16 protein-coding genes are annotated in these 24,636 nt (G+C 34.4%); 8 read left to right on the forward strand and 8 right to left on the reverse strand.

Annotated elements, in window-relative coordinates; all coding sequences use genetic code 11:
* Positions 1–8: 8 nt before the first annotated feature.
* The 6 genes from recG (at position 9) to ACXX80_RS13160 (ending at position 9,937) form a co-directional block, all read left to right on the forward strand.
* Positions 9–2,114 (forward strand): ATP-dependent DNA helicase RecG, encoded by a 2,106-nt coding sequence (gene recG, locus ACXX80_RS13135; protein ID WP_458553586.1) that lies wholly within the window; start codon positions 9–11, stop codon positions 2,112–2,114.
* A gap of 295 nt (positions 2,115–2,409) precedes the next feature.
* The gene (locus ACXX80_RS13140) at positions 2,410–3,468 is read left to right on the forward strand and encodes an efflux RND transporter periplasmic adaptor subunit (protein ID WP_458553587.1); all 1,059 of its coding nucleotides are present in this window, start codon (positions 2,410–2,412) and stop codon (positions 3,466–3,468) included.
* Between the two features lie 82 nt (positions 3,469–3,550).
* Positions 3,551–6,646 carry an efflux RND transporter permease subunit gene (locus ACXX80_RS13145; protein ID WP_458553588.1) on the forward strand — a complete coding sequence of 1,032 codons (3,096 nt, stop codon included), beginning with the start codon at positions 3,551–3,553 and terminating at the stop codon, positions 6,644–6,646.
* Positions 6,647–6,734: 88 nt separating this feature from the next.
* Complete coding sequence (locus ACXX80_RS13150; protein ID WP_458553589.1) at positions 6,735–8,048, forward strand: TolC family protein; 1,314 nt, start codon at positions 6,735–6,737, stop codon at positions 8,046–8,048.
* A 27-nt stretch (positions 8,049–8,075) separates the two neighbouring features.
* Positions 8,076–8,939 carry a bestrophin family protein gene (locus ACXX80_RS13155; protein WP_458553590.1) on the forward strand — a complete coding sequence of 288 codons (864 nt, stop codon included), beginning with the start codon at positions 8,076–8,078 and terminating at the stop codon, positions 8,937–8,939.
* 74 nt (positions 8,940–9,013) lie between these two features.
* Complete coding sequence (locus tag ACXX80_RS13160) at positions 9,014–9,937, forward strand: AraC family transcriptional regulator (RefSeq protein ID WP_458553591.1); 924 nt, start codon at positions 9,014–9,016, stop codon at positions 9,935–9,937.
* 1 nt (position 9,938) lies between these two features.
* Here ACXX80_RS13160 and ACXX80_RS13165 read toward each other — a convergent pair whose 3' ends face one another.
* Together ACXX80_RS13165 and ACXX80_RS13170 are read right to left on the reverse strand one after the other, a co-directional pair.
* The gene (locus ACXX80_RS13165) at positions 9,939–10,313 is read right to left on the reverse strand and encodes a DUF779 domain-containing protein (RefSeq protein ID WP_458553592.1); all 375 of its coding nucleotides are present in this window, start codon (positions 10,311–10,313) and stop codon (positions 9,939–9,941) included.
* 232 nt (positions 10,314–10,545) lie between these two features.
* Positions 10,546–12,051, reverse strand: a complete 1,506-nt coding sequence (locus ACXX80_RS13170; protein WP_458553593.1) for an aldehyde dehydrogenase family protein — start codon at positions 12,049–12,051, stop codon at positions 10,546–10,548.
* 295 nt (positions 12,052–12,346) lie between these two features.
* On the opposite strand from ACXX80_RS13170, the gene pheT reads away from it, so the two are divergent.
* Positions 12,347–14,767, forward strand: coding sequence for a phenylalanine--tRNA ligase subunit beta (pheT, locus tag ACXX80_RS13175; protein WP_458553594.1), 2,421 nt, complete (start codon positions 12,347–12,349; stop codon positions 14,765–14,767).
* 125 nt (positions 14,768–14,892) lie between these two features.
* Here pheT and ACXX80_RS13180 read toward each other — a convergent pair whose 3' ends face one another.
* Positions 14,893–15,447: a fasciclin domain-containing protein gene (locus tag ACXX80_RS13180; protein WP_099715439.1), complete on the reverse strand. Its 555-nt coding sequence runs from the start codon at positions 15,445–15,447 to the stop codon at positions 14,893–14,895.
* Between the two features lie 198 nt (positions 15,448–15,645).
* Here ACXX80_RS13180 and ACXX80_RS13185 point away from each other — a divergent pair, with 198 nt between their 5' ends.
* The gene (locus tag ACXX80_RS13185; RefSeq protein ID WP_458553595.1) at positions 15,646–15,999 is read left to right on the forward strand and encodes an ExbD/TolR family protein; all 354 of its coding nucleotides are present in this window, start codon (positions 15,646–15,648) and stop codon (positions 15,997–15,999) included.
* A gap of 415 nt (positions 16,000–16,414) precedes the next feature.
* On the opposite strand, the gene rpsA is transcribed toward ACXX80_RS13185, so the two are convergent.
* From rpsA to lon, 5 genes are all read right to left on the reverse strand, one after another.
* Complete coding sequence (gene rpsA, locus ACXX80_RS13190) at positions 16,415–18,193, reverse strand: 30S ribosomal protein S1 (RefSeq protein WP_458553596.1); 1,779 nt, start codon at positions 18,191–18,193, stop codon at positions 16,415–16,417.
* A 357-nt stretch (positions 18,194–18,550) separates the two neighbouring features.
* A complete protein-coding gene (locus ACXX80_RS13195) occupies positions 18,551–19,927 on the reverse strand; it encodes a nucleoside permease (RefSeq protein WP_458553597.1) in 1,377 nt (458 codons plus the stop codon).
* Positions 19,928–20,001: 74 nt separating this feature from the next.
* Positions 20,002–20,694, reverse strand: a complete 693-nt coding sequence (cmk, locus tag ACXX80_RS13200) for a (d)CMP kinase (protein WP_458553598.1) — start codon at positions 20,692–20,694, stop codon at positions 20,002–20,004.
* A gap of 63 nt (positions 20,695–20,757) precedes the next feature.
* On the reverse strand, positions 20,758–21,780 hold the full coding sequence (gene porQ / locus ACXX80_RS13205; protein WP_458553599.1) for a type IX secretion system protein PorQ: 1,023 nt from the start codon (positions 21,778–21,780) through the stop codon (positions 20,758–20,760).
* Between the two features lie 167 nt (positions 21,781–21,947).
* On the reverse strand, positions 21,948–24,398 hold the full coding sequence (gene lon, locus ACXX80_RS13210; RefSeq protein ID WP_315211891.1) for an endopeptidase La: 2,451 nt from the start codon (positions 24,396–24,398) through the stop codon (positions 21,948–21,950).
* Between the last annotated feature and the right edge of the window lie 238 nt (positions 24,399–24,636).

Raw genomic sequence — 24,636 nt, forward strand, 5'->3', positions numbered from 1 at the left:
AAATCTAAATGCAAAACCTCCTGCTTACTCCCATTGAATACCTAAAAGGCGTAGGTCCCAATCGGGGCGAATTGTTACGTAAAGAATTGGGTATTTATAAGTACGTGGATTTGGTTAATTTTTTTCCAAACAGATACATTGACAGGACGCGGTATTACAAGATTAACGAACTGCAGAACAACATTGCAGAAGTTCAGATTATCGGTAAAATCATCAACATCAAAACTGTGGAATTTGGTAGAAACCAAAAAAGACTGGTAGCGACTTTTGTGGATGATACAGGCCAAATGGAACTCGTTTGGTTTCAAGGTCACAAATGGATTCGGGAGAGTTTAAAACTTAATGAAATGTGTGTGATTTTCGGAAAATGCACGTCTTTTGGGAATGCTTTTAACATGGCGCATCCGGAAATTGAATTGATGAGCGAGCACGAACAAAGCCTACGTTCGGCAATGCAACCCGTCTATCCTTCGACAGAAACCTTGACGAATCGCGGGATTTCGAATCGAGTGATTAATAAATTGATGCAACAATTGTTTCTGGAAACGCAAGCGTTGTTCACAGAAACTTTACCGGATTATTTAATCAACGAACTGAAGCTGATTCCTAAAAAAGCAGCTTTATTCAACATTCATTTTCCAAAAAGCGCTGATGTATTGGCGAAAGCCAAATTCCGATTAATATTCGAAGAATTGTTCTTTATTCAGTTGCAATTAATCACGAAAAACCTGATTCGAAAACACAAAATAAAAGGACATCCGTTTACAACCGTAGGCGAATATTTCAATGATTTTTATCAGAATCATTTGCCTTTTCAACTGACCAATGCCCAAAAAAGAGTTATCAAAGAAATCCGAACCGATATGGGAAGCAATGCCCAAATGAACCGATTGCTGCAAGGCGATGTAGGTTCTGGGAAAACGATTGTGGCTTTTATGAGCATGCTTTTGGCACTTGATAATGGCTTCCAAGCGTGCTTGATGGCGCCCACGGAAATCTTGGCAAACCAGCACTTTGTTGGTTTATCCGAATTAGCACAAACATTAAATATAAATATCAGAATCCTAACGGGTTCTACCAAAATAGCTCAACGTAGAATTATCCATGAAGAACTGGAAAACGGCACATTACACATCCTCATCGGAACGCATGCTTTATTGGAAGACAAAGTAAAATTTAAGAATCTAGGACTGGCAGTAATTGATGAGCAACACCGTTTTGGCGTAGAACAACGCTCTAAATTGTGGAAGAAAAATGTAATTCCACCACACGTTTTGGTGATGACCGCCACGCCTATTCCACGAACTTTGGCGATGAGTTTGTATGGCGATTTAGACATTTCAGTAATTGATGAACTGCCTCCGGGACGAAAACCAATTCAGACCGTACATCGATTTGACAGCAACAGATTAAAGGTTTGGAAATTCCTTCGAGACGAAATTGCTTTGGGAAGACAAATCTATATTGTTTATCCTTTGATTCAGGAATCTGAGAAAATGGATTTCAAAGATTTAATGGACGGTTATGAAAGCATTTCCAGAGATTTTCCGTTACCACAATATTCGATTTCCATACTCCACGGAAAGATGAAACCAGCGGATAAAGATGCCGAAATGAAACGGTTTTCAGAAGGAAAAACCAATATTATGGTCGCTACAACCGTGATTGAAGTTGGCGTGAATGTTCCTAACGCCAGTGTAATGATTATCGAAAGTGCAGAACGTTTTGGATTATCGCAACTGCATCAGCTTCGTGGTCGCGTGGGTCGTGGTGCGGAGCAAAGTTATTGCATCCTAATGACGAGCCACAAATTGAGTTCCGACAGTAAAACCCGAATGGAAACGATGGTGCAAACAAACGATGGTTTCGAAATTGCCGAAGTCGACTTGAAGCTACGTGGCCCGGGAGATTTAATGGGAACGCAACAAAGCGGGGTACTTAATCTTCAAATTGCCGATTTGGTTCGGGACAGAGATACTTTGGCATTAGCTAGAAACTATGCCTTAAAATTACTCAAAGAAGATGCGGGCATGCAAAAACCAGAACATGCGGCTCTAAGAGCTGTTTTTATCGAAATGACCAAAAAGAAAAACATCTGGAATTACATAAGTTAAAACACTGCTTGATATACATTTCTTAACTGTTTCAAATTACGCTACTAAATTTATTTTCTTAAAAAAGATCTCTTTTTTACAATTTTGGATTAAACCATTTGCCTTTTTAGCAGTCAATATACTTTATGAAGTGTTATTGCTTTTATTTATTTGTAAATATTTTTTTTTCTAATTGTTAATATTTGTATGTACAAACGTTAAATAAAAATTAACAAGATCACAATTCCCATTTCTAAAACCTAAATTTGTTTTTAACTAAAATTACGCAAACCTAATCCTACATTATTCTATACCTATGAAAATTAAATACCTAGTTTATGGCTTGTTAACCATCGGAATCATTGGATTTATTGGCTACCGAATCACAGAAAATAAAAGTAAAAATGCCGATTCGAAAGACCAAAAAGGGAAAGGTAAGTCCATGAGCGTTAACGGAATTGTGGCAACACCACAAACTTTTGACAATAACTTATCTCTTTCCGGTTCTATTGAAGCCAATGAACAAGTAGAAATTCGTAGTGAAGTATCTGGAATTGTAGAGGCTATTTATTTTCAGGAAGGAAGTAATGTGAGCAAAGGGCAGGTACTTTTTAAAGTAAATGATTTAGAATTAAGAGCACAATTGAGACAAACTTCCACCAGAGAAGGATTGGCTTCGGAAAACGAAAGAAGAGCCAAATTGTTACTACAAAAAGAAGCCATCAGTCAAGAAGAATATGATTTGGCCAGAGCCGATTTAAAATCCGCACAAGCACAAAGTCAGTTGATAAAAGCACAAATCGCCAAAACATCAGTTAGAGCTCCATTCTCAGGAAGAATCGGATTGCGATCTATATCTCCAGGAACCTACATTACACCTACAGTTTTGGTAGCGAAATTAGTAAATACAGGAAAATTAAAAATTACTTTTTCAATCCCTGAAAAATACGCCAGTCAAGTAAAAACGAATACCAATATAAGTTTCACCGTTTCGGGTTCTACTGAAAAGTATACCGCAAGAGTATATGCTATCGAGCCTGAAGTTGCCGTAGCCACCAGAACATTACAAGTTCGTGCGATTGCCGATAACAAAAACGGAAAATTATTACCAGGGACATTTGCTGATGTCGAATTGCCTTTAGATATTATAAAAGATGCTATCGTCGTGCCTACAGAAGCTATTATTCCCGTGCAAAACGGTAAAAAAGTTTTTATCTCCAGTAATGGTCAAGCCAAAGAAGTGATGATAGAAACTGCCACAAGAACGGATGCCTCTATTTTAGTTCTTTCTGGTTTGAAAGCGGGTGATACCATTATTACCAGTGGTGTTATGTCTCTAAAAAATGAAACTCCTGTGACTGTTAAAATTAAATAATTTTAAAAGTTATAAATTATGAATTGTGAGTTTACATCCAGTAACTCATAATTCATAATTTATAACTCATAATTCAAAAAAAATGAGTTTATCCACAACAAGTATTAGAAGACCTGTATTTACTATAGTAATCAATTTATCCATCGTATTGTTTGGAATAATTGGTTATACTTTTCTGGGGGTTCGAGAATTTCCATCGATTGATCCTGCACAAGTTTCCATTAGTACTCGATATGCCGGCGCAAATTCTGATATTATTGAGTCGCAAATTACGGAACCGTTAGAAAAAGCAATCAATTCCATTGATGGGATTAGAAACGTTACTTCTTCGAGTGCGCAAGGAAGCAGTAACATTACCATAGAGTTTAATCTGGATAAAGATTTAGAAGAAGCTGCTAACGATGTGCGAGATAAAGTTTCTCAAGCCGTTAGAAATCTTCCACAAGATATTGATTCTCCGCCTGTTGTTTCTAAGGCTGATGCCAATGGTGAAGCGATTATTTCAATGACGGTTCAAAGTGATACGAGAAACGCATTAGAATTAAGTGATTATGCCGAAAATGTAATTTCACAACGATTAGAAACGATTCCTGGTGTGAGTGGTGTCCAAATTTGGGGACAAAAAAGATATGCCATGCGTTTGTGGATTGATCCCGTGAAACTGGCTTCTTACGGTTGTACCGTTTCTGAAGTGAGAGATGCTTTAAACAAACAAAATGTAGAATTACCTTCGGGGAAACTAACGGGAGACAATACCGAATTAACGGTAAAAACAGTGGGAAACCTATCTACTGCTGAAGAATTCAACAATATTATTATTCGTTCCGAAGGAGAAAAAGTAGTACGTTTTAGTGATGTAGGATTAGCAAGTCTTGGACCTGAAAATACAGAAACCAAAATGACGCAATCTGGAACGCCTTTAGTTGGTGTTGCTATTGTGCCGCTTCCCGGAGCAAATTATTTAGATATTTCTACTGCTTTTTACAAAGAATTTGAACGTTTAAAAAAGGATTTACCAAAGGATATTCAACTAAATATTGCCATTGACAATACTGTTTTTGTAAAAAAATCGGTTATTGAAGTAGCGGAAACATTAGGAATTTCAATTGTTCTGGTAATCTTGATTATCTATTTATTCTTTAGGGATTGGGCGATTGCTTTTAGACCATTGATTGATATTCCAGTTTCGTTGATTGCTACTTTCTTTATCATGTGGCTTTTCGGGTTTTCCATCAATGTATTGACATTATTGGCTATTGTTCTGGCAACGGGATTGGTAGTTGATGATGGAATTGTGGTCACCGAGAATATTTTCAAAAAAGTAGAAGAAGGAATGACGCCTATCGAGGCTGCTATCAAAGGATCTAACGAAATATTTTTTGCGGTAATTTCGATTTCAATAACCTTGGCAGCGGTATTTCTTCCTGTGATTTTCCTCGAAGGATTTGTCGGTAGATTGTTTAGGGAATTTGGAGTCGTCATAGGTGCTGCGGTATTAATTTCGGCTTTTGTATCATTGACATTAACCCCAATGTTAAACGCCTATTTAATGAAAGGCGGCGAACAAAAAAAATCAAAATTCTACATTCGTACAGAACCTTATTTTCAAAAACTAAACAGTGGTTATGCTAGTGCATTAGACCGTTTTATGAAGAAAAAATGGTTGAGCTTCCCTATTTTGATTGCTTGTTTTGGATTAATTTATTTATTTTTCAACCTTTTGCAAAAAGAAACCGCGCCATACGATGACCGTAGTGGTTTTGTGTTGCGTATGTCTACACCCGAAGGTTCTTCTTATGAATACACGGATCGTTTTATGCAAGAAGTTTCAAAATTGGTAGATGACTCGATTCCTGGTAAAAAAGTAGCCTTAGTTATTACGTCACCTGGTTTTGGATCTTCATCCGTAAATAGTGGTTTTATTCGGGTATCATTGGTTCAACCAGATGAAAGAAAAGATTCTCAAAAAGAAATTGCTGAGAAATTAACCAAATGGACTAAACAATATCCAGATGCAAAAACCTCCGTAATTGAGCAACCTACTATTGCAGTAAACAGACGCGGTGGATTGCCTATTCAATACATCATACAAGCTCCAAACTTTAAAAAACTGGAAGAAAAAATTCCTGTTTTTATGGATGAAGTAGCTAAAAATCCAACTTTTGCGGTTAGTGATGTGAATTTAAAATTCAACAAACCAGAAGTTAATGTTACCATTGACAGAGAAAAAGCCGAAAGTTTAGGAATTTCAGTTATTGATATTGCACAAACCTTACAACTTTCATTAAGCGGACAACGTTTTGGTTATTTCATGAGGAATGGAAAACAGTATCAGGTTATTGGACAATTTGACCAAAAAGATCGTTCGAAACCATTGGACTTAACGTCGATGTATGTCAAAAATAATTTGGGGCAATTAATCCAGATGGACAATGTTGTCACCATTGAAGAAAAAAGTAATCCGCCACAATTATACCACAACAATCGATACATGGCCGCTACTGTTTCTGCAGGTCTCGCTCCAGGCAAAAGTATTAGCGATGGAATTGATGCGATGAACGAAATTAAAGCTAAAGTTCTTGACGATACATTCACTACCGATTTAGGTGGAGAATCCAGAGATTTTGTTGAAAGTAGTTCGAATACTGCTTTTGCATTTGGATTGGCTTTGGTATTAATATTTTTGATTTTAGCGGCACAATTTGAAAGCTTTATTGATCCTTTTATCATTATTTTAACCGTTCCAATGGCCGTTGCAGGAGCATTATTCTCATTATGGTTATTTGACCAGACTTGGAATATTTTCAGCCAAATTGGAACCGTAATGCTTATTGGTTTGGTAACCAAGAACGGAATCTTAATTGTCGAATTTGCGAACCAGCTTCGAGAGCAAGGCAAACCGAAAATGGAAGCTATTTTAGAAGCTTCGGAAGCGAGGTTACGACCTATTTTAATGACGAGTTTAGCCATTTCATTAGGAGCATTGCCAATTGCGATGTCACTTGGTGCAGCTTCAACTAGTAGAATTGGGATGGGAGTTGTGATTGTAGGAGGAACCATTTTCTCTTTAGTTTTAACATTATTTGTTATTCCAGCTATGTATTTAATGTGGTCTAAGGCCAGAAAACATTACCCTGAATTTGATCATATTGAAGAATATGAAAAAGAAGTTAAATAATTTTAATGGAATGCTGATGACGCGAATTAAATAGATTTACGCGAATTTTTATCTAAAATTCGTTGATTCGTGGCTAAAAAATATAATTATGACACATACTAAAATACTATTTCAAAGCTTTGTACTACTCTTATTTTGTGTGGTAAAAACCAATGCACAAGAAGTTTTGACATTGGAAAGCGCAGTGAAAATTGCATTGGAAAACAATTACGAAATAAAAATTGCCACCAATAATTTAAGCATTGAAAAAACAAACGTTGCCATTGGAAATGCTGGGATGTTACCCACAGTTACTGCAACCGTCGTGGATAACAACAGCATTCAGAATAGTTCCCAAACGCGTCAGGACGGAACAGAAACTGAATTAGACAATGCCAAAAACAACAGTTTAACCTACGGCGTTGGATTGGATTGGACAGTTTTTGACGGAATGCGAATGTTTGCCAGACTGGATCAGTTAAAAGAATTACAAAAACTGGGTGAAGCACAATTAAAACTAACAGTAATCACGCGAATCAGTGACGTGAATGCAGCATATTACAATTTGGTGCAACAGCAACAACAATTAGCCGCTTTGGATACAACAATTGTGATTTCAAACCAGCGCTTGACTTTGGCACAAAACAGATTTACCATTGGAAAAGCATCTAAATTAGAAGTTTTGAATGCCCAAGTTGATTTGAATACGGACCAAGTTGCGTTGTTAAGACAAAAAGAATTGTATGCTAACAGTAAAATTTTATTAAATCAATTATTGGCAAGAGATGTTGCGACTGATTTCAAAGTTATTGATGAACTTGAAGTGGATGCATTATTACTGCTGCCTGAACTAAGAGCTTTAGCCGAAAAGCAAAATCCACAATTAGAAGCCCAGATTATTAATAAAAGAGTAGCTGAATTAGAATTAAAACAAATCAAAGCGGCACGTTATCCGACAGTTCGAGTGAATACTGCCTATAATTTTTCAGAAAGCCAATCTAGTCTTGGGTTTGTGGCACAATCACAATCCAGAGGTTTGAACTATGGTTTTAGTGCTTCTTTGAATATATTTGATGGCTTTTCACAAAATCGAAATGAGAAAATCGCCAAGATTCAAATTGAAAATTCTAAATTAAATATTGATCAACAAAATTTAGCTTTAAACTCACAATTAGCAACTTCCTATCAAACGTATTTGACCAATTTAGAATTGATTGCTTTAGAAGAAAAAAATGAATCGATAGCCAAACAAAATCTGAATATTACTTTAGAAAAATTCAGAATTGGAACAATAACAACTTTAGAATTCAGAACTGCACAATTGAATTATGTGAATGCAAAAGTGCGATACAGCAATGCACAATTTCAAGGAAAATTATCTGAAATTGCACTCCGAGAATTGGCCGGAAATCTTAATTTTTAATTTAAATTTGCTAAAAAAGCTTATTAAATGGTTTCATATAATACAAAAGACTGGTTTACTTTTATTTTTCGTTTTCACAAAGCAGACACTTTTAGAACGTTAATGCCAATAATGCTAGCTATTGGAATTTATTCTGGAGTTATCGGTTATTTAGAGGTTGAATATTGGAAATTAGCTGACAACAGTTATGTAAAGAATATTACAATTATGCACGGAATGCTTGGTTTCGTGATTTCATTACTACTCGTTTTCAGAACCAATACTGCGTATGACCGTTGGTGGGAAGGACGTAAAATGTGGGGAGCATTAGTCAATAACAGTCGTAATTTTGCCATCAAATTATCTGCCATTTTGCATGAAGAAAAAGATCGCAAATACTTTCGAAAAATGATTCCCGGTTATGCTTCTATTTTGCATAAACATTTGAATGATGATGATACTAGCAAACAATTGTTTGAAGATGTGGATTTAGAAATTGATCATCACAAACACAAACCCAATCAGGTCGCTAAAATGTTATTTCAAAAAATTAATGATTTGTATGATTCAAAAAAAATAAGTGGTGATCAACTGATTATTTTAAACGAAGAAGTAAAATCATTTACTGATATTTGTGGTGCTTGCGAACGAATCAAAAACACGCCTATTCCCTACTCCTACAGTGCTTTTCTTAAAAAATTCATCTTCTTTTATGTGATGACACTGCCTTTTGGATATTCTTTTAGTTTGGGTTATTATGTAGTTCCGGTTGTGGTATTTATTTTTTATGTTTTAGCAAGTTTAGAATTGATTGCTGAGGAAATTGAAGATCCTTTTGGAAGCGATGAAAATGATTTGCCAACTCATAAAATTGCTGAGAACATCAAAAAACATGTGGAAGAATTAATTTAAATTTTGTTAAACAGTGTTCTGGTTCTAATTATTTTCATTAAATTTAAACTTTGCCTTTTTTAAAGTTTAAAACTATGAATAGTACCCGCGCTTTTATAAATCCACCTCATTTATCAAACGAGAAATCTTTAAAAACATTAGTAGAAAATAGAACTGTTTACTCTTTAAACCATTGTGAACTGAATCTTTTTGAAACGTATGAATCTTCGGCATTAGTTCCTTTAAAATTTAATGATTTTGTAGTGACCAGCATGTTGCGAGGCAAAAAAATAATGCATCTTTTTGATGACCCCAGTTTTGTCTATTTACCTGGCGAAACGGTTGTGATTCCTTCTAATGTTGAGATGAAAATAGATTTTCCTGAGGCTTCAAAAAACAATCCGACGCAGTGTTTAGCTTTGGCGATAGACCAAACTAAAATTACCGATACTTTACAATTTTTAAATGAACGCTACCCAAAAGAAGGAAAAGACCAGTTCTGGCAATTGAACTACCAAAATTATTTCTTTTACAACAATGTGGAATTGGCAACGACGATTAATAAATTGATCAAAGAATGCATGAGCACTTCAATAACTAAAGATGCTTTGGCTGATTTGACTTTGCAGGAATTATTAATTCGAATTATTCAGACACAAACAGCAAAAGCAATAGATGACGGTTTATTTGCCGATCCAAAAAATCCCATTACACAAGTTGTAGAATTCATCCGCTTGAATTTGAAGGAAAACATCAGCATGAAACACTTGAGTGAGAAAGCGTGTATGAGCACAACATCTTTCTATCGTTTTTTCAAAAGAGAATTAGGCATGAGCCCCATCGAATTTGTGATTAGCGAGAAAATGAGATGTGCCAAACAATTGCTAAAAAATCCATCAATACAAATCAATGAAGTCTGTTATTTATCAGGATTTGAAGATTGTAATTATTTTATTCGTTTGTTTAAAAAACACGAAGGAATTACTCCAAAACAATATCAATTATTGTTCGTAAACTAGCTTATTCAATAAATGTCACCGGCTCAAGCGATAATTCTTCTTCCGGAGTAAAGAGTCTATATTCAATTCGGAATGTTTTTTTCAATGGCGTTTCTAATGAAAATCCACCCACTCCAAAAGCATCAATTACATCCAAAGTAAAATGAGCATGTTTCCAATATTCGAATAAATCTTTGTCAACCCAAAATTCAGTATCTTCAATTGTGCCAATGCACACATCACCCATTCGCTGATAAAATCCGCCTTTTTCAAAACATTGTGGTTGCGTTCCTTCACAACATCCTCCCGCTTGATAAAACATTAAATCACCGTGCTTTTCCTTTAGAATTTTGATTAATTCTATTGCTTTTTCTGTGGCATCAATTCTTTTTATCATCTTTTTTAATTTGATTTGTCGAAAAAATATTTCAAAATGTGTTTATTTTTTAGTCTATAAAATTACCGCTAATTCGCAGATTCATTACTGTTCAATAAGTTAAATTTATTTCAAAATCTGTATAATCCGTGTACCATTTTAAATGATTTCACCCATGTATTTCCCTTTAAAATAAAACCTGACAAATTATACAATCTGTCAGGTTCAAGATTAACCAATAATCTGTAATTAATTAAAAGAACCCTAATTTCTTTTTATCGTAAGAAATCAACATATTTTTTGTCTGACGGTAGTGTCCAAGCATCATTTTATGATTTTCACGACCAATACCTGATTGTTTATAGCCTCCAAAAGGAGCACCTGCAGGATAAGAATGGTATTGATTAATCCAAACACGACCTGCTTGAATCGCTCTTGGAACCTGATAAATTTCGTGTGCATCACGTGTCCAAAGTCCGGCTCCCAAACCATACATCGTATCATTTGCTATAGCAATAGCTTCTTCGGTAGTTTTGAAAGTAGTAACGGCTAAAACTGGTCCAAAAATTTCTTCTTGAAAAATACGCATTTTATTGTGTCCTTTGAAAAGCGTTGGTTTGATATAATAACCTCCTGCTAAATTCCCTTCCAAATGATTTTCTTCACCTCCAATTAAAACTTCCGCACCTTCTTCTTTTCCTAATTTTATATAAGTCAGGATTTTTTCTTTTTGAACTAAAGATGCTTGTGCTCCCATCATAGTAGTTCTGTCTAAAGGATTTCCTAATTTGATTGCGGCTGTTCTTTCGATTACTCTGGCAATGAATTTTTCATAAATATCTTCGTGAACTAATAATCTGGACGGACAAGTACAAATTTCTCCTTGATTCAAAGCAAACATTACCGCACCTTCAATTGCTTTGTCAAAGAAATCATCATCAGCATCACCAACAGACTTCATGAAAATATTTGGAGATTTTCCTCCAAGTTCTAAGGTTACTGGAATAATATTTTCAGTAGCATATTGCATTACTAAACGACCAGTTGTTGTAGAACCTGTAAAAGCTGCTTTTGATACTTTTTTATTGGTTACCAAAGCTCTTCCAAGTTCAGCACCAAAACCATTAACAATATTTATAACTCCCGGAGGCAAGATATCACCAATCAATTCCATCAAAACCATAATAGAGATTGGCGTACTTTCTGCAGGTTTTAAAACTACTGTATTTCCTGCTGCTAATGCTGGCGCTAATTTCCAAACAGCCATTAAAATAGGGAAATTCCAAGGGATAATTTGAGCAATAACTCCCAAAGGTTCGCTTAAAGCAATAGAAACCGTTTGCGAATCCAATTCGGCGATTGAACTTTCCTCAGCACGAATTACACCTGCGAAATATCTGAAGTGATCAATTGCCAAAGGCATATCGGCTGCCAATGTTTCACGAATGGCTTTTCCGTTGTCAATTGTCTCAACAGTAGCAAGATATTCAAGGTTATCTTCCATAACCTGAGCAATTTTATTCAATAAATTACTGCGTTCCGTAACAGATGTTTTTCCCCATGTTTGGAAAGCTTCATACGCAGTATCAACAGCTAAATCTAAATCTACTTTAGTAGAATGTGCGGCTCTTGTAAATACTTTTCCGTCAACCGGTGAAACTACGTCAAAATACTGCCCACCTATTGACGCAACAAATTTCCCACCTATATAATTATCATATGTTGCCTTAAAATCAGGTCTTTTTACCACGTTATCCATGTCGTTATCTATTTATGTTTTATCAAATATACCCTCATCTTCATAGTTAGAATAGCACAATTCATTCAACTAATAGCATTAAATTTTCATATGTGTTTTTTTAACCTAAATTTATTATTTAATTCATATTTATTTATAACTAACACTGTTAAATTCCTATTTTAAATACTTACTTAATACATTAAATCAGTTATAAAAAACCAAAAAAATTGTTTCTTACTCCAAACTGCAATCCTTATATTTGCACCCGAGACCGAAGGTCGAACTGACGAAGTAATCGCATTAAAATTGACAGATGAAAATATCTTACAACTGGTTAAAACAATTCATTAAAATAGACTGGAAATCCGAAGAAACTGCAGCACTACTTACCGATTTAGGTCTGGAAGTAGAAATTGTTGACAAATACCAATCGGTAAAAGGCGGATTAGAAGGCATTGTTGTAGGGCATGTTCTTACTTGTATCCAACATCCGGATGCTGACAGACTAAAAATAACTACTGTAGATCTAGGAAATGGCATTCCTGTGCAGATTGTTTGTGGTGCCAATAATGTTGCTGCAGGACAAAAAGTACCGGTTGCTACAATTGGAACTACACTTTACGATGCGGCCGGAGTTGCTTTTTCAATCAAAAAAGGAAAAATACGCGGACAGGAAAGTCACGGAATGATTTGCGCCGAAGATGAATTAGGTCTTGGTGAAAGCCATGACGGAATTATGATATTAGACGAAGCCTTAGCACCTGGAACTCCTGCTGCAAAAGTTTTCAAAATTGAAAATGACGAAGTTTTCGAAATTGGACTAACACCCAATCGTGCCGATGCAATGAGCCATTTAGGAACAGCACGTGATTTAAGAGCCGGAATGCTACAAAGTGGTATAAACGTTGAATTAATCACACCTTCAGTGAGTAATTTCAGAGTGGACAAAAGAACTTTGAAAATTGATATTGATGTAAAAGAACCTAAACTTGCTCCTAGATATTGTGGTGTAACTATTTCCGGAATTGAAGTAAAACCATCTCCAGCTTGGTTGCAAAATAGATTAAAAGCGATTGGATTAAATCCAAAAAATAATATTGTAGATGCCACTAATTACGTTTTACACGAATTAGGCCAACCACTTCATGCCTTTGATGCTTCAAAAATTAACGGTAAAATAGTAGTTCAAACACTTCCTGCGGGAACAAAATTTACAACTCTTGATGACATAGAAAGAACTTTACACGAAGAAGATTTAATTATTTGTGATGAAAAAGGTCCTTTATGTATTGCTGGAGTTTTTGGCGGAAAAAAATCAGGAGTTTCTGAAAGTACTAATTCTATATTCTTAGAAAGTGCTTATTTTAATCCAGTGAGCATTCGTAAAACAGCCAAAAGACATCAATTAAATACTGATGCTTCTTTCCGTTTTGAAAGAGGAATTGACCCTACTATTACTGAATACGCATTGAAACGTGCAGCCTTATTGATTCAAGAAGTAGCTGGTGGAGAAATAACATCTGATGTTATTAATGTGTATCCAAAGAAAATTGAAGACTTTTCTGTGTTTTTAAACTTCGGTAAAGTAGCTAAAATTATTGGACAGGAATTACCAAAAGATACTATTAAGAAAATATTAGTTTCATTAGACATTAAAGTAAACAGCGTTTCAGATGCAGGATTAGGATTGACTATTCCTTCTTATCGAGTTGACGTGCAAAGAGAAATAGATGTTATAGAGGAAATATTGAGAGTATACGGATACAACAACATTAATTTTTCTAAAAAATTAAATGCGACGGTTTCTAATTCTCCAAGAAATGAAGATTACAAAATACAAAATGTGATTGCTACACAATTAAATTCTCAAGGATTTAATGAAATGATGGCTAATTCATTGACTACCGCGTCTTATGTTGAACTTTCTGAAGTTTTGAATCAAGCAAATAACGTAACAATGTTAAATCCCTTAAGTGCTGATTTAGCTACAATGCGTCAATCTTTACTATTTTCCGGGCTGGAAGCAATCTCTTATAATATCAATCGTAAAAATTCCGATTTGAAATTATTTGAATTTGGAAAAACGTACCATAACTACCTTGCCGGTTACGAAGAGAAAAAGCACTTGACTTTATTCCTTTCTGGAAATAGAAATCAAGAAAACTGGACCAGCGCTCAAAAACCATCTGATTTCTTTTTGTTCAAAGGATATGTAAACGGAATTCTTTCCAGATTAGGGATTCAAAAAACTCAAAACGTACCAGTAACAACAGATGTGTTTTCTGAAGGGATTGCTATTAGCGTTGGAACCGAAATATTGGTAGAATTAGGAGTAGTTAAAAAATCAATATTAAAACATTTTGGAATCAAACAAGAAGTGTTTTTCGCTGATTTTAACTGGGCTTTGATTTTAAAATTGATTGCTGCCAAGATAAAATATACTGAGATTCCTAAATATCCTGAAGTTCGTAGAGATTTAGCGTTGCTAATTGATCAAAACGTAACGTATGACAACATTTACAATATTGCACGTCAAACAGAGAAAGCACTCTTAAAGGATATTAATCTATTTGATGTGTATGAAGGAAAAAATCTTCCTGAAGGTAAAAAATCATACGCGCTAAGTTTTACTATTCAAGACAGTTCTAAAACTCTTACCGATATACAAATTGATAAAATTATGAGCAAACTGCAAAATAATTTTGAAACTGAACTTGGAGCTAGCTTGCGATAATAGCTCTTTTTATAAAAATATTAAGTCCCAATTCTAAGTTTAGAATTGGGACTTTTTTATACAAAAAAGCCCTGCGAGTAGCAAGGCTTTTAAGACTAACAAAATATTAACCTCTAATCCAAAAATTATTGTTTAGGTAATACAACAGCATCAATCACGTGAATCACACCATTTGATTGGTTAACATCAGCAATAGTTACTTTAGCTTTATTCATGTTCTCATCTGTAATGTATAAATCTTTTCCTTGCATCCAAGCTGTCAAAGTTCCTCCACTAACCGTTTTCATTGTAGCTTTTCCATTCCCCATTTTAATAGCTTTTGCTATATCCGAAGCGTTCATTTTTCCTGCAACAACATGATACGTAAGGATTGTTTGTAATGTTTTTAAGTTTTCTGGTTTTAACAATGTAGTTACAGTTCCAGCTGGTAATTTATCAAACGCGGCATTTGTTGGGGCAAAAACGGTGAATGGTCCTTTACTTTGTAATGTTTCAACTAAACCGGCTGCTGTTACTGCTGCTACTAAAGTTGTGTGATCTTTTGAGTTTACAGCATTCTCAACAATATTTTTAGAAGGATACATCGCTGCTCCACCAACCATAACTGTTTTTTGAGCGAAAGAAGTTGCTCCTAATACTACTGTGAATAATGCAATTGATAAAAATTTTCTAGTTTTCATAAAATTTAATTGTTTAAGTTATATAAAGTCATTTACGCTCTTTTTGTAATTATGGTTTTAATAAAAAATATAATAAAAACCAACAAAAACACAAATACTTACAAACCAGTATGTTAATCGCTATCTATGAAAAAAAATTAAGACTTTTTTAACAATAATAAAGTATTTTTACTAAATTAGGTTATAAATATTTGAGCTATGAAAAACCTAACTAAAAAAATTAGAAGCAAAAAATTGGAGTCTAGAGTAGATCTAACCGCCATGGTTAGCGTTTCGTTTCTTCTAATTGCATTTTTTATGGTTACTATTGATTTGGCAAAACCGAAAATGATCGAATATTATTCTGGAGAAAAAGGTGGTTGTGGTCCTGAACCAATATGTAATAATCCAGATGAAACCAGAATTTATACGGTATTGCTTGGCGATAATGATAAACTAGTAACTTATCATGGTTTGTTATCAAACCCAATAGAAAATCCAAAAACGCTGTTATATGGTGTAAATGGTATTCGGCAAGAACTGCAAAATAAAAACAAAATAAAAACAAAATAATTCAAGAATATACTAGTGATTCAGCTAGAGGCGCCATAGTAATCATAAAACCCAGCGCAAAATGTAATTATAAAAATTTAATTGACATTCTGGATGAAATGGCAATAGCTAAAATTGAAACTTACAGTATCATTAATGACTTTACTCCTGAAGAATCTCAATTATTGGCCGCTAATTAGAAAATAGTGAGATTTTATTGTCTTTTAAATAGAAAGCAACATTAAAAAAGGTGTTATAACTGAAAACAAATTCCCTAGCCCTGATAGCAGCGTAAATCCTTTTGCTTTTTTCTTTAAAAAGGAAAAGATTGCAGCGAATAGCAGGAAAAAGCTCCTGGAAAATATAACTACAAAAAAAGCCCCGTCTCGTTTTGATAACGAGACAGGGCTTTCTATATTCAAAAAATTTCAAGAAATTATTTTTTCTCTGATTTTTCCATTTTAGCTTTCAATGCAGCTAACATATCATTGTTATCACCTAAAGTTGCAGCTGGTGCATTTGTAGATGAATTAGATGAAGTGTTTTCAGAAACTGATTTCACATTTTTCTCTTCTTCTTCACGGAAGATAGCAGTGTGAGATGCAACTACTCTTTTGAATTCTTTATTGAATTCGATTACTTTGAAATCAGCTGAATCACCTTTTTTCAATTTCTTTCCGTCTTCTTTTTCAAGGTGACGAGTAGGAATGAAAGCAACGATATCATCTCCGAATTCTACAGTAGCTCCTTTGTCAACAATTTCAGAAATTTCACCTGTGTGGATAGTTCCAACTGCGAAAGAATCTTCATACTGATCCCAAGGATTAGCAGTAGTTTGTTTGTGACCTAAAGATAATTTACGTCCATCAACATCCAACTCTAATACTACTACGTCAAGTTTTTCACCAACGTTTACAAACTCAGATGGGTGTTTGATTTTCTTAGTCCAAGATAAGTCAGAGATGTAAATTAATCCATCAATTCCTTCTTCTAATTCTACGAAAATACCAAAGTTTGTAAAGTTTCTAACGATACCTGTATGTTTAGAACCTACTGGGTATTTAGCAGTGATATCAGTCCAAGGATCTTGAGACAATTGTTTGATACCTAATGACATTTTACGATCATCTCTATCTAAAGTTAAGATAACAGCTTCAACAACATCACCTACTTTTACGAAATCTTGAGCAGAACGTAAATGAGTAGACCAAGACATTTCAGAAACGTGGATTAAACCTTCAACACCTTCGGCAACTTCGATGAAAGCACCGTAATCAGCGATTACAACTACTTTACCTTTTACTTTGTCTCCAATTGCTAATTTAGCATCTAGAGCATCCCAAGGGTGAGCATTTAATTGTTTCAATCCTAATTGAATTCTTGTTTTCTCATCATCGAAATCAAGGATTACAACATTTAATTTTTGATCTAATTCAAGAACTTCAGATGGGTGGTTGATTCTTGACCAAGAAAGGTCAGTAATATGAATCAATCCATCAACTCCACCTAAGTCAATAAAGACACCATAAGAAGTAATGTTTTTAACAACACCTTCTAACACTTGTCCTTTTTGTAATTGACCGATGATTTCTTTTTTCTGGATTTCGATATCCGCTTCAATAAGCGCTTTATGAGAAACAACAACATTTTTGAATTCGTGGTTGATTTTCACAACTTTAAATTCCATCATTTTGTTTACATATACATCGTAGTCTCTAATTGGTTTAACATCAATTTGAGATCCTGGTAAGAAAGCTTCAATTCCGAAAACGTCAACGATCATACCACCTTTAGTTCTGCATTTTACAAAACCATTAACGATTTCTCCTGTTTCGTTAGCCGAAATAACTCTATCCCATGATTTGATAGTACGTGCTTTTCTGTGAGACAATACTAATTGACCTGTTTTGTCCTCACGGATGTCAATTAATACTTCAACAGTATCACCTACTTTTAATGCTGGGTTGTAACGGAATTCATTTAATGAAATAACACCTTCCGATTTTGCGTTGATATCAACGATAACGTCTCTATCTGTAATTCTAACAACTACACCATCAACCACTTCTTCTTGATCAGTAGCGATAAATGTTTTTGAAACTAGTTCTTCGAATTCTAATAAGTTTTTCTCATCAACAGCATCAATACCTTCTTCGAAATTGTGCCAGTTAAAATTTGCTAAAAACTCTTCTTGTGATTTTAATTGTTCAGACATGCTGATTAAAAATTTGTATTCTGTATTCTCTCGAGTTTCTTAATGTGCTAGAAAACAACAGAAGTTGTTTGTATAATTAGTTGAACCCTAAAGGAAACTCTTATTCACCAAAAGGACTGCAAAAGTAGCACATTTATCTTAAACTGCAAAATTTTATAGCCAAGATAATCGATTGAGAATCAGGAGCGAATTAATTGGCTTTTTTGCAGGCAAAGTTCCCGCTCTCGCCTTTATCTCTCCTCTCATCCCAAAAGACGAGTTGTAAGGATATCAGCTCCATGGGGGCTAAATAGGTTTTATCCTGATTTTCAGTATAAAAAACCCGATAACTTTTTAACTGTTATCGGGTTATATATTTTAATGACTTATATTTTCAACATCCAAAGGATTGTGTTTGTGTTTGAATAGAACAGCAAATGCAACCGCAATTATCAATGCGTAAATAGCAAAAGCCAACCAAATCGTATGCCAGTCTTTCATAAAAATAACTTTGCTAAACAATCCATCTGTTCCTATAGAATTCCCTTGACCAGTAACAAATTCTAACATTTTTGGATTAGTCGCTTCTGTTTCCAGAAAACCAGCTAATTCAGTAGAATTGTTAAATGATTTTGTAAAATATTTATCAATTGCCCATCCAGAAGTAAAACTTCCCAAAACCGCTCCAAAACCATTGGTCATCATCATAAACAAACCTTGCGCCGAAGAACGATTTTTTGAATCCGTATTAGTTTCCACAAATAATGATCCTGAAATATTAAAGAAATCAAATGCCATTCCGTACACCACGCAAGACATAATAATCATCCATAATCCGCTTGTAGGATTTCCGTAAGCAAATAATCCAAAACGCAATACCCAAGCCAACATACTAATCAACATCACCTGTTTGATTCCAAAACGCTTTAGGAAAAATGGAATTGCAAGAATAAATAAAGTCTCCGATATTTGAGAAATGGACATAATGATTGTAGAATATTTTACAACAAAGGAATCAGCATATTTGGGGAAATTCTTGAATTCATCCAAGAAAACATCTCCGTACGCATTTGTCAATTGCAGCGCCCCTCCTAAAAACATAGAGAAAACAAAAAACAAAGCCATTTTATAATCAGCAAATAACTTAAAAGACTCTAATCCTAATGTTTCCATTACAGAAGCATTCTCTTTCGATAAGCGCTGCGGTTTACATTTTGGTAAAGTAAACGAATAAATCCCCAGAACTATAGCGGCTAAACCGGCGATGTAAAACTGATATTCAGTTGCTTTATTTCCAGTTAAATTGGTAATCCACATCGCAACAATAAACCCAACTGTTCCCCAAACGCGTATAGGTGGGAAATTTTTAATAATATCTTTATTGTTTAATTTGAGTGCATTATAAGATATAGAATTACTCAAAGCAATCGTAGGCATGTAAAAACACATCGCCAAAAGCATAATATAAATAAAAGAATTTGGAGTGGTAACTTGAGGAATATAGAATAAAACCGCGGCATATAAAATATGTAGCGTTCCATATAATTTTTCAGCATTTATCCATCTGTCAGCTATTATTCCTGTTAGTGTTGGCATAAATAAAGAAGCAATTCCCATAGTTCCAAAAACCAACCCAAATTGAGTTCCTTCCCAGTTTTTTGTACCAAACCAGTAATTTGCAATGGTAATCAACCAAGCTCCCCAAACAAAAAATTGAAGAAAACTCATTATTATCAATCTATTTTTAATTCCCATGCGATGAATTGTTTTTTATTTTAAAAAAATTTACAAGGCGTAAATCTACTATTAAAAATGCGATCTGCAAATAATTATATTGTTTTAGTAATTTCATTCACCAATTCCAATACCAGCTCGAATTGCTCCTCACGATTCAAATGTGAATTATCTATTTCTACTGCATCTTCAGCCATGACTAAAGGAGAATCTTCGCGGTGCGTATCAATGTAATCTCGTTCTTCTACATTTTTGAGAACTTCTTCAAATGTGACTGTATCGCCTTTCGCAACTAATTCATCGTAACGTCTTTGTGCTCTTGTAGTTGCACTTGCTGTCATGAAAATTTTAAGCTCAGCATCCGGAAAAACTACAGTACCAATATCTCTTCCGTCCATTACTATTGCTTTGTCTTTTCCCATTTCTTTTTGCTGTTCGACTAATTTGGCACGAACTTCAGAAACTTCAGCTACTTTACTCACAAAACTAGAAACTTCAATCGTTCTGATTTCTGTTTCAACATTTACTTCATTCAAATACATTTCAGCAAAACCCAAATCAGCATTGAATTTGAATTGCAATTTTATATTTGGCAAACTGTTAATTAATGTTTGTTTATCAAAAGATTCCGCATTTATATATCCGTTTTGCATCGCAAATAAAGCTACTGCACGGTACATTGCTCCGGTATCCACATAAATATATCCTAAATGATTCGCAAGTTGTTTGGCTAACGTACTTTTTCCAGTAGATGAAAATCCGTCAATTGCGATGGTGATTTTTTTCAAAATATTGTATTTAAATTTTAATAATTAATCAAACTGTTCTGCTGTCAATTTCAAATGAGAAAATTATTCTTGAAAGTTAATGGTTAACCCAAAAAGGCTTGTATTTCCTGCCAATGTATACCTGGAATACGAATAATTAAATTTCAACTTATTCAATTTAAGTCCGAAACCTAATGAAACCCCCGAAAAATTACGTTGTTCCTGAAGGCGTAATTCCTCTGCTCTTCTAAAATTATATCCCACACGCAAATTAAATGCTTTTTTTGGAAAAAGCTCTACCCCTACAATTACATGTCGCAACGCATTATTTACAAATGAAACTCTTTCTTCGTTATCAGTTCCGTCAAATGATGATTCTGACCTAACCGGATTTGAAAAAGCTATATTCCATTGCTGCAAATTTTCCAAAGTAAGATGCCAACGAATAGGCACATTTTCTAATTCTTGCGAAACGCCAGCAATGATTTCGAGTGGCAGTTTTTCATTTGTACCATTATAAGTGGAAAATTGAGTTCCAATATTTCGAATAGCCAAACCCCAATTCACATCATTTTTTTCATCGATAAAAAGCGCTCCAATATCAATTGCTCCTCCTAAAGAATTATAACTTTCTAAAGTCGAAGATATCAATTTGGCACTGGCTCCAATATGAATGTCGGTATACGGAATATTGTACGCATACCCAAAAGAAAGGGCTATTTCGCTTCCGGTAAATTCTGATGTTGGCTGACCATTCTCGTCATAGCCTTCAAAATTACCATAATTCACATAATTTACTCCAGCCTGAAATGTTTGTAAATGTCTATCGTAGGTGTACGCATAAGAAGCAGTTCCGTAAGTTACTTCCTTGAAATAACTTCCATAATTTAAAGCCAAACGGTTGTCCATTTCAGCATTTATAGTTGCTGGATTAAAATGGGCTTGATTGACGTCATCATCATAAATCGTAATTACTTTTCCGCCCAGCGCGGCTTGTCTTGGCGAAGTGACCAAGTTCAAAAACTGATAGGTATACTTACCTCCTATTTGACTGTAAGACACAGAACAAATAAAAAATAAGGAGTATAGTAAAAGTTTTTTTAACATGCTTTAAATTGCAACTTATGTAAGGTAAAACGTAGATGCGAAGATAAAATTATAAATACAATAAATGGTAACTTTGAATCTCGTAATTACAAATAAAAATTCCAAAATCTAAGCACTGAAAATCAGCATTTAGAATTTGGAATTTTAAAATTAATAATTAATTTTTATTATAAATCCTTGGCGTTCTTCACCTTCTGATCGGTTAATGCATATTTCAATACTTCACTCATTTCTTTTACATAATGAAAAGAAAGTCCTTCCAGATATTCAGGTTTTATTTCATCAATATCACTCTTGTTTTCGTGACATAGAATAATTTCTTTGATATTTGCTCTCTTAGCAGCCAATATTTTTTCTTTGATTCCGCCTACTGGCAAGACTTTTCCACGAAGGGTGATTTCTCCAGTCATAGCCAAGTTTTTCTTCACACGTTTTTGTGTAAACAAAGAAACCAAAGAAGTTAACATCGCAATTCCCGCACTTGGACCGTCTTTTGGAGTAGCTCCTTCAGGAACGTGTAAGTGAATATTATATTTAGAAAGAATCTCTGAATCCAATCCCAAAAGTTTTGCATTCGCTTTAATATATTCCAAAGCAATTGTTGCAGATTCTTTCATGACAGTACCTAAGTTTCCGGTAATAGTCATAGTTCCTTTTCCTGGAGAAAGTAACGATTCAATAAAAAGAATATCACCACCAACAGAAGTCCAAGCCAAACCAGTTACCACTCCGGCAACATCATTATTCTCGTATTTATCTCTTTCTAATCTGGGAACACCAAGCGTTTTTATGATATCTTCGTCAGTTACTTTTTTGTTATACTCTTCTTCCATCGCTACAGATTTTGCTGCGTTACGGATTACTTGAGCAATTTTAGCCTCTAAACCACGAACTCCAGATTCACGCGTATATCCTTCAACAATTTTTTCTAATTGTTTTTTTCCAATGGTTAAATCTTTAGTAGTCAAACCGTGTTCTTTCAATTGTCTTGGAAACAAATGCTGACGCGCAATTTCTACCTTTTCTTCAATTGTGTAACCTGACATTTTGATGATTTCCATTCTGTCTTTCAACGCAGGTTGAATCGCAGCCATATTATTAGAAGTCGCAATAAACATCACTTTCGATAAATCATATCCCATTTCAAGGAAATTATCATAAAAAGAATTGTTTTGTTCCGGATCTAAAACTTCCAATAATGCCGAAGATGGATCACCTTGATTACTGTTTGATAATTTATCGATTTCATCCAAAACAAAAACTGGATTTGAAGTTCCCGCTTTTTTCAAACTTTGGATAATTCGTCCCGGCATGGCACCAATATACGTTTTTCTATGTCCACGAATCTCCGCTTCATCGCGCAAACCACCAAGGGAAATTCTAACATATTTTCTACCCAATGCTTCTGCAATGGAACGTCCAATTGAAGTTTTACCAACTCCCGGAGGTCCTGTCAAGCAAATAATCGGAGACTTCATATCATTTCGCAATTTTAAAACTGCCAAATGTTCTATCATTCTTTTCTTAACATCTTCAAGACCAAAATGATCTCTGTCCAATATTTTCTGAGCTCTTTTTAAATCGAAATTATCTTTAGAATATTCGTTCCAAGGCAATTCTAAAAACAACTCTAAATAATTTCTTTGAATTCCAAAATCTGGCGCTTGCGGATTCATGCGACGCATTTTAGACAATTCTTTTTCGAAATGTTTTTTGGTTTTCTCGTCCCATTTCTTGGTCAAAGACTTTTGCAACATTTCGTCCATTTCTTCTTCTTGAGAAACACCACCCAATTCTTCCTGAATGGTTTTCATTTGTTGGTGCAAGAAATATTCACGTTGTTGTTGGTCTAAATCGAAACGAACTTTAGATTGAATATCATTTTTCAATTCAAGTTTTTGCAACTCAATATTCATATAACGAAGCGTCTCTAAAGCTCTTCCTTTTAATTCATTAATTGCTAATAAATCTTGTTTTTCTTTAACAGAAAGATTCATGTTAGAAGTAACAAAATTGATCAAGAAGGATTGGCTCTCAATATTTTTGATGGCAAAAGTTGCTTCGCTGGGAATATTTGGACTTTCTTTAATAATCTGAATGGCTAGTTCTTTGATAGAATCTAGAATTGCGACAAATTCAGTATCATTTTTCTTAGGTCTTTTCTCAGGAACTTCTTTAATTTTAGCTGTCAAGTAAGGTGATTCCTCAACGATGTCATCAATTTCGAAACGCTTTTTACCTTGAAGAATTACGGTGATATTTCCATCGGGCATCTTTAACACTCGTAAAATACGGGCAACAGTTCCTATTTTATGAATATCATCTTTAGTTGGATCTTCATCTTCTTCGTTGATTTGAGCAACGACTCCAATCGTTTTTCCAGCGGCATTGGCATCATTAATCAATTTGATTGATTTATCTCGCCCAGCAGTAATTGGTATTACAACCCCAGGAAATAAAACCATATTTCGCAAAGGTAAAATAGCCAATAATTCCGGTAAAGCCTCATTATTCATTTCCTCCTCGTCTTCAGGAGTCAAAAGTGGAATTAAATCTGCTTCTGAATCAAATTCCTGAAGTGACAGATTGTCAATAGTAAGTATTTTATGATTTGACATATATTATTTAAGTCTTTTTGTCATTAAAAATTTCATTATTTAAGCAAATATAAGCTTTCAAAGTAGTCTTTTTATATAAAATCTATCTTTAATCCTCATTATTTGCATAACGGTAAAAGAGTCAATCTCTGTGCCAAAATATAATCTTTTTATCCTATTTTCTATTAGAAAGGGATATTTTAGACACAACAAACTACAACCAAATAAAACAATTTAGAACATGTCAAAAGAAAAAATG

The organism is Flavobacterium sp. GNP002, assembly GCF_054343795.1.

What these genes read in the sequence shown, in the direction of transcription:
- ACXX80_RS13160 (WP_458553591.1), top strand. Translation starts at nt 9,014, where the DNA reads ATGAATAGTACCCGCGCTTTTATAAATCCACCTCATTTATCAAACGAG.
- ACXX80_RS13145 (WP_458553588.1), top strand. Translation starts at nt 3,551, where the DNA reads ATGAGTTTATCCACAACAAGTATTAGAAGACCTGTATTTACTATAGTA.
- ACXX80_RS13185 (WP_458553595.1), top strand. Translation starts at nt 15,646, where the DNA reads ATGAAAAACCTAACTAAAAAAATTAGAAGCAAAAAATTGGAGTCTAGA.
- recG (WP_458553586.1), top strand. Translation starts at nt 9, where the DNA reads ATGCAAAACCTCCTGCTTACTCCCATTGAATACCTAAAAGGCGTAGGT.
- ACXX80_RS13155 (WP_458553590.1), top strand. Translation starts at nt 8,076, where the DNA reads ATGGTTTCATATAATACAAAAGACTGGTTTACTTTTATTTTTCGTTTT.
- ACXX80_RS13170 (WP_458553593.1), bottom strand. Translation starts at nt 12,051, where the DNA reads ATGGATAACGTGGTAAAAAGACCTGATTTTAAGGCAACATATGATAAT.
- ACXX80_RS13150 (WP_458553589.1), top strand. Translation starts at nt 6,735, where the DNA reads ATGACACATACTAAAATACTATTTCAAAGCTTTGTACTACTCTTATTT.
- ACXX80_RS13195 (WP_458553597.1), bottom strand. Translation starts at nt 19,927, where the DNA reads ATGGGAATTAAAAATAGATTGATAATAATGAGTTTTCTTCAATTTTTT.
- ACXX80_RS13140 (WP_458553587.1), top strand. Translation starts at nt 2,410, where the DNA reads ATGAAAATTAAATACCTAGTTTATGGCTTGTTAACCATCGGAATCATT.
- ACXX80_RS13165 (WP_458553592.1), bottom strand. Translation starts at nt 10,313, where the DNA reads ATGATAAAAAGAATTGATGCCACAGAAAAAGCAATAGAATTAATCAAA.
- pheT (WP_458553594.1), top strand. Translation starts at nt 12,347, where the DNA reads ATGAAAATATCTTACAACTGGTTAAAACAATTCATTAAAATAGACTGG.
- porQ (WP_458553599.1), bottom strand. Translation starts at nt 21,780, where the DNA reads ATGTTAAAAAAACTTTTACTATACTCCTTATTTTTTATTTGTTCTGTG.
- ACXX80_RS13180 (WP_099715439.1), bottom strand. Translation starts at nt 15,447, where the DNA reads ATGAAAACTAGAAAATTTTTATCAATTGCATTATTCACAGTAGTATTA.
- rpsA (WP_458553596.1), bottom strand. Translation starts at nt 18,193, where the DNA reads ATGTCTGAACAATTAAAATCACAAGAAGAGTTTTTAGCAAATTTTAAC.
- lon (WP_315211891.1), bottom strand. Translation starts at nt 24,398, where the DNA reads ATGTCAAATCATAAAATACTTACTATTGACAATCTGTCACTTCAGGAA.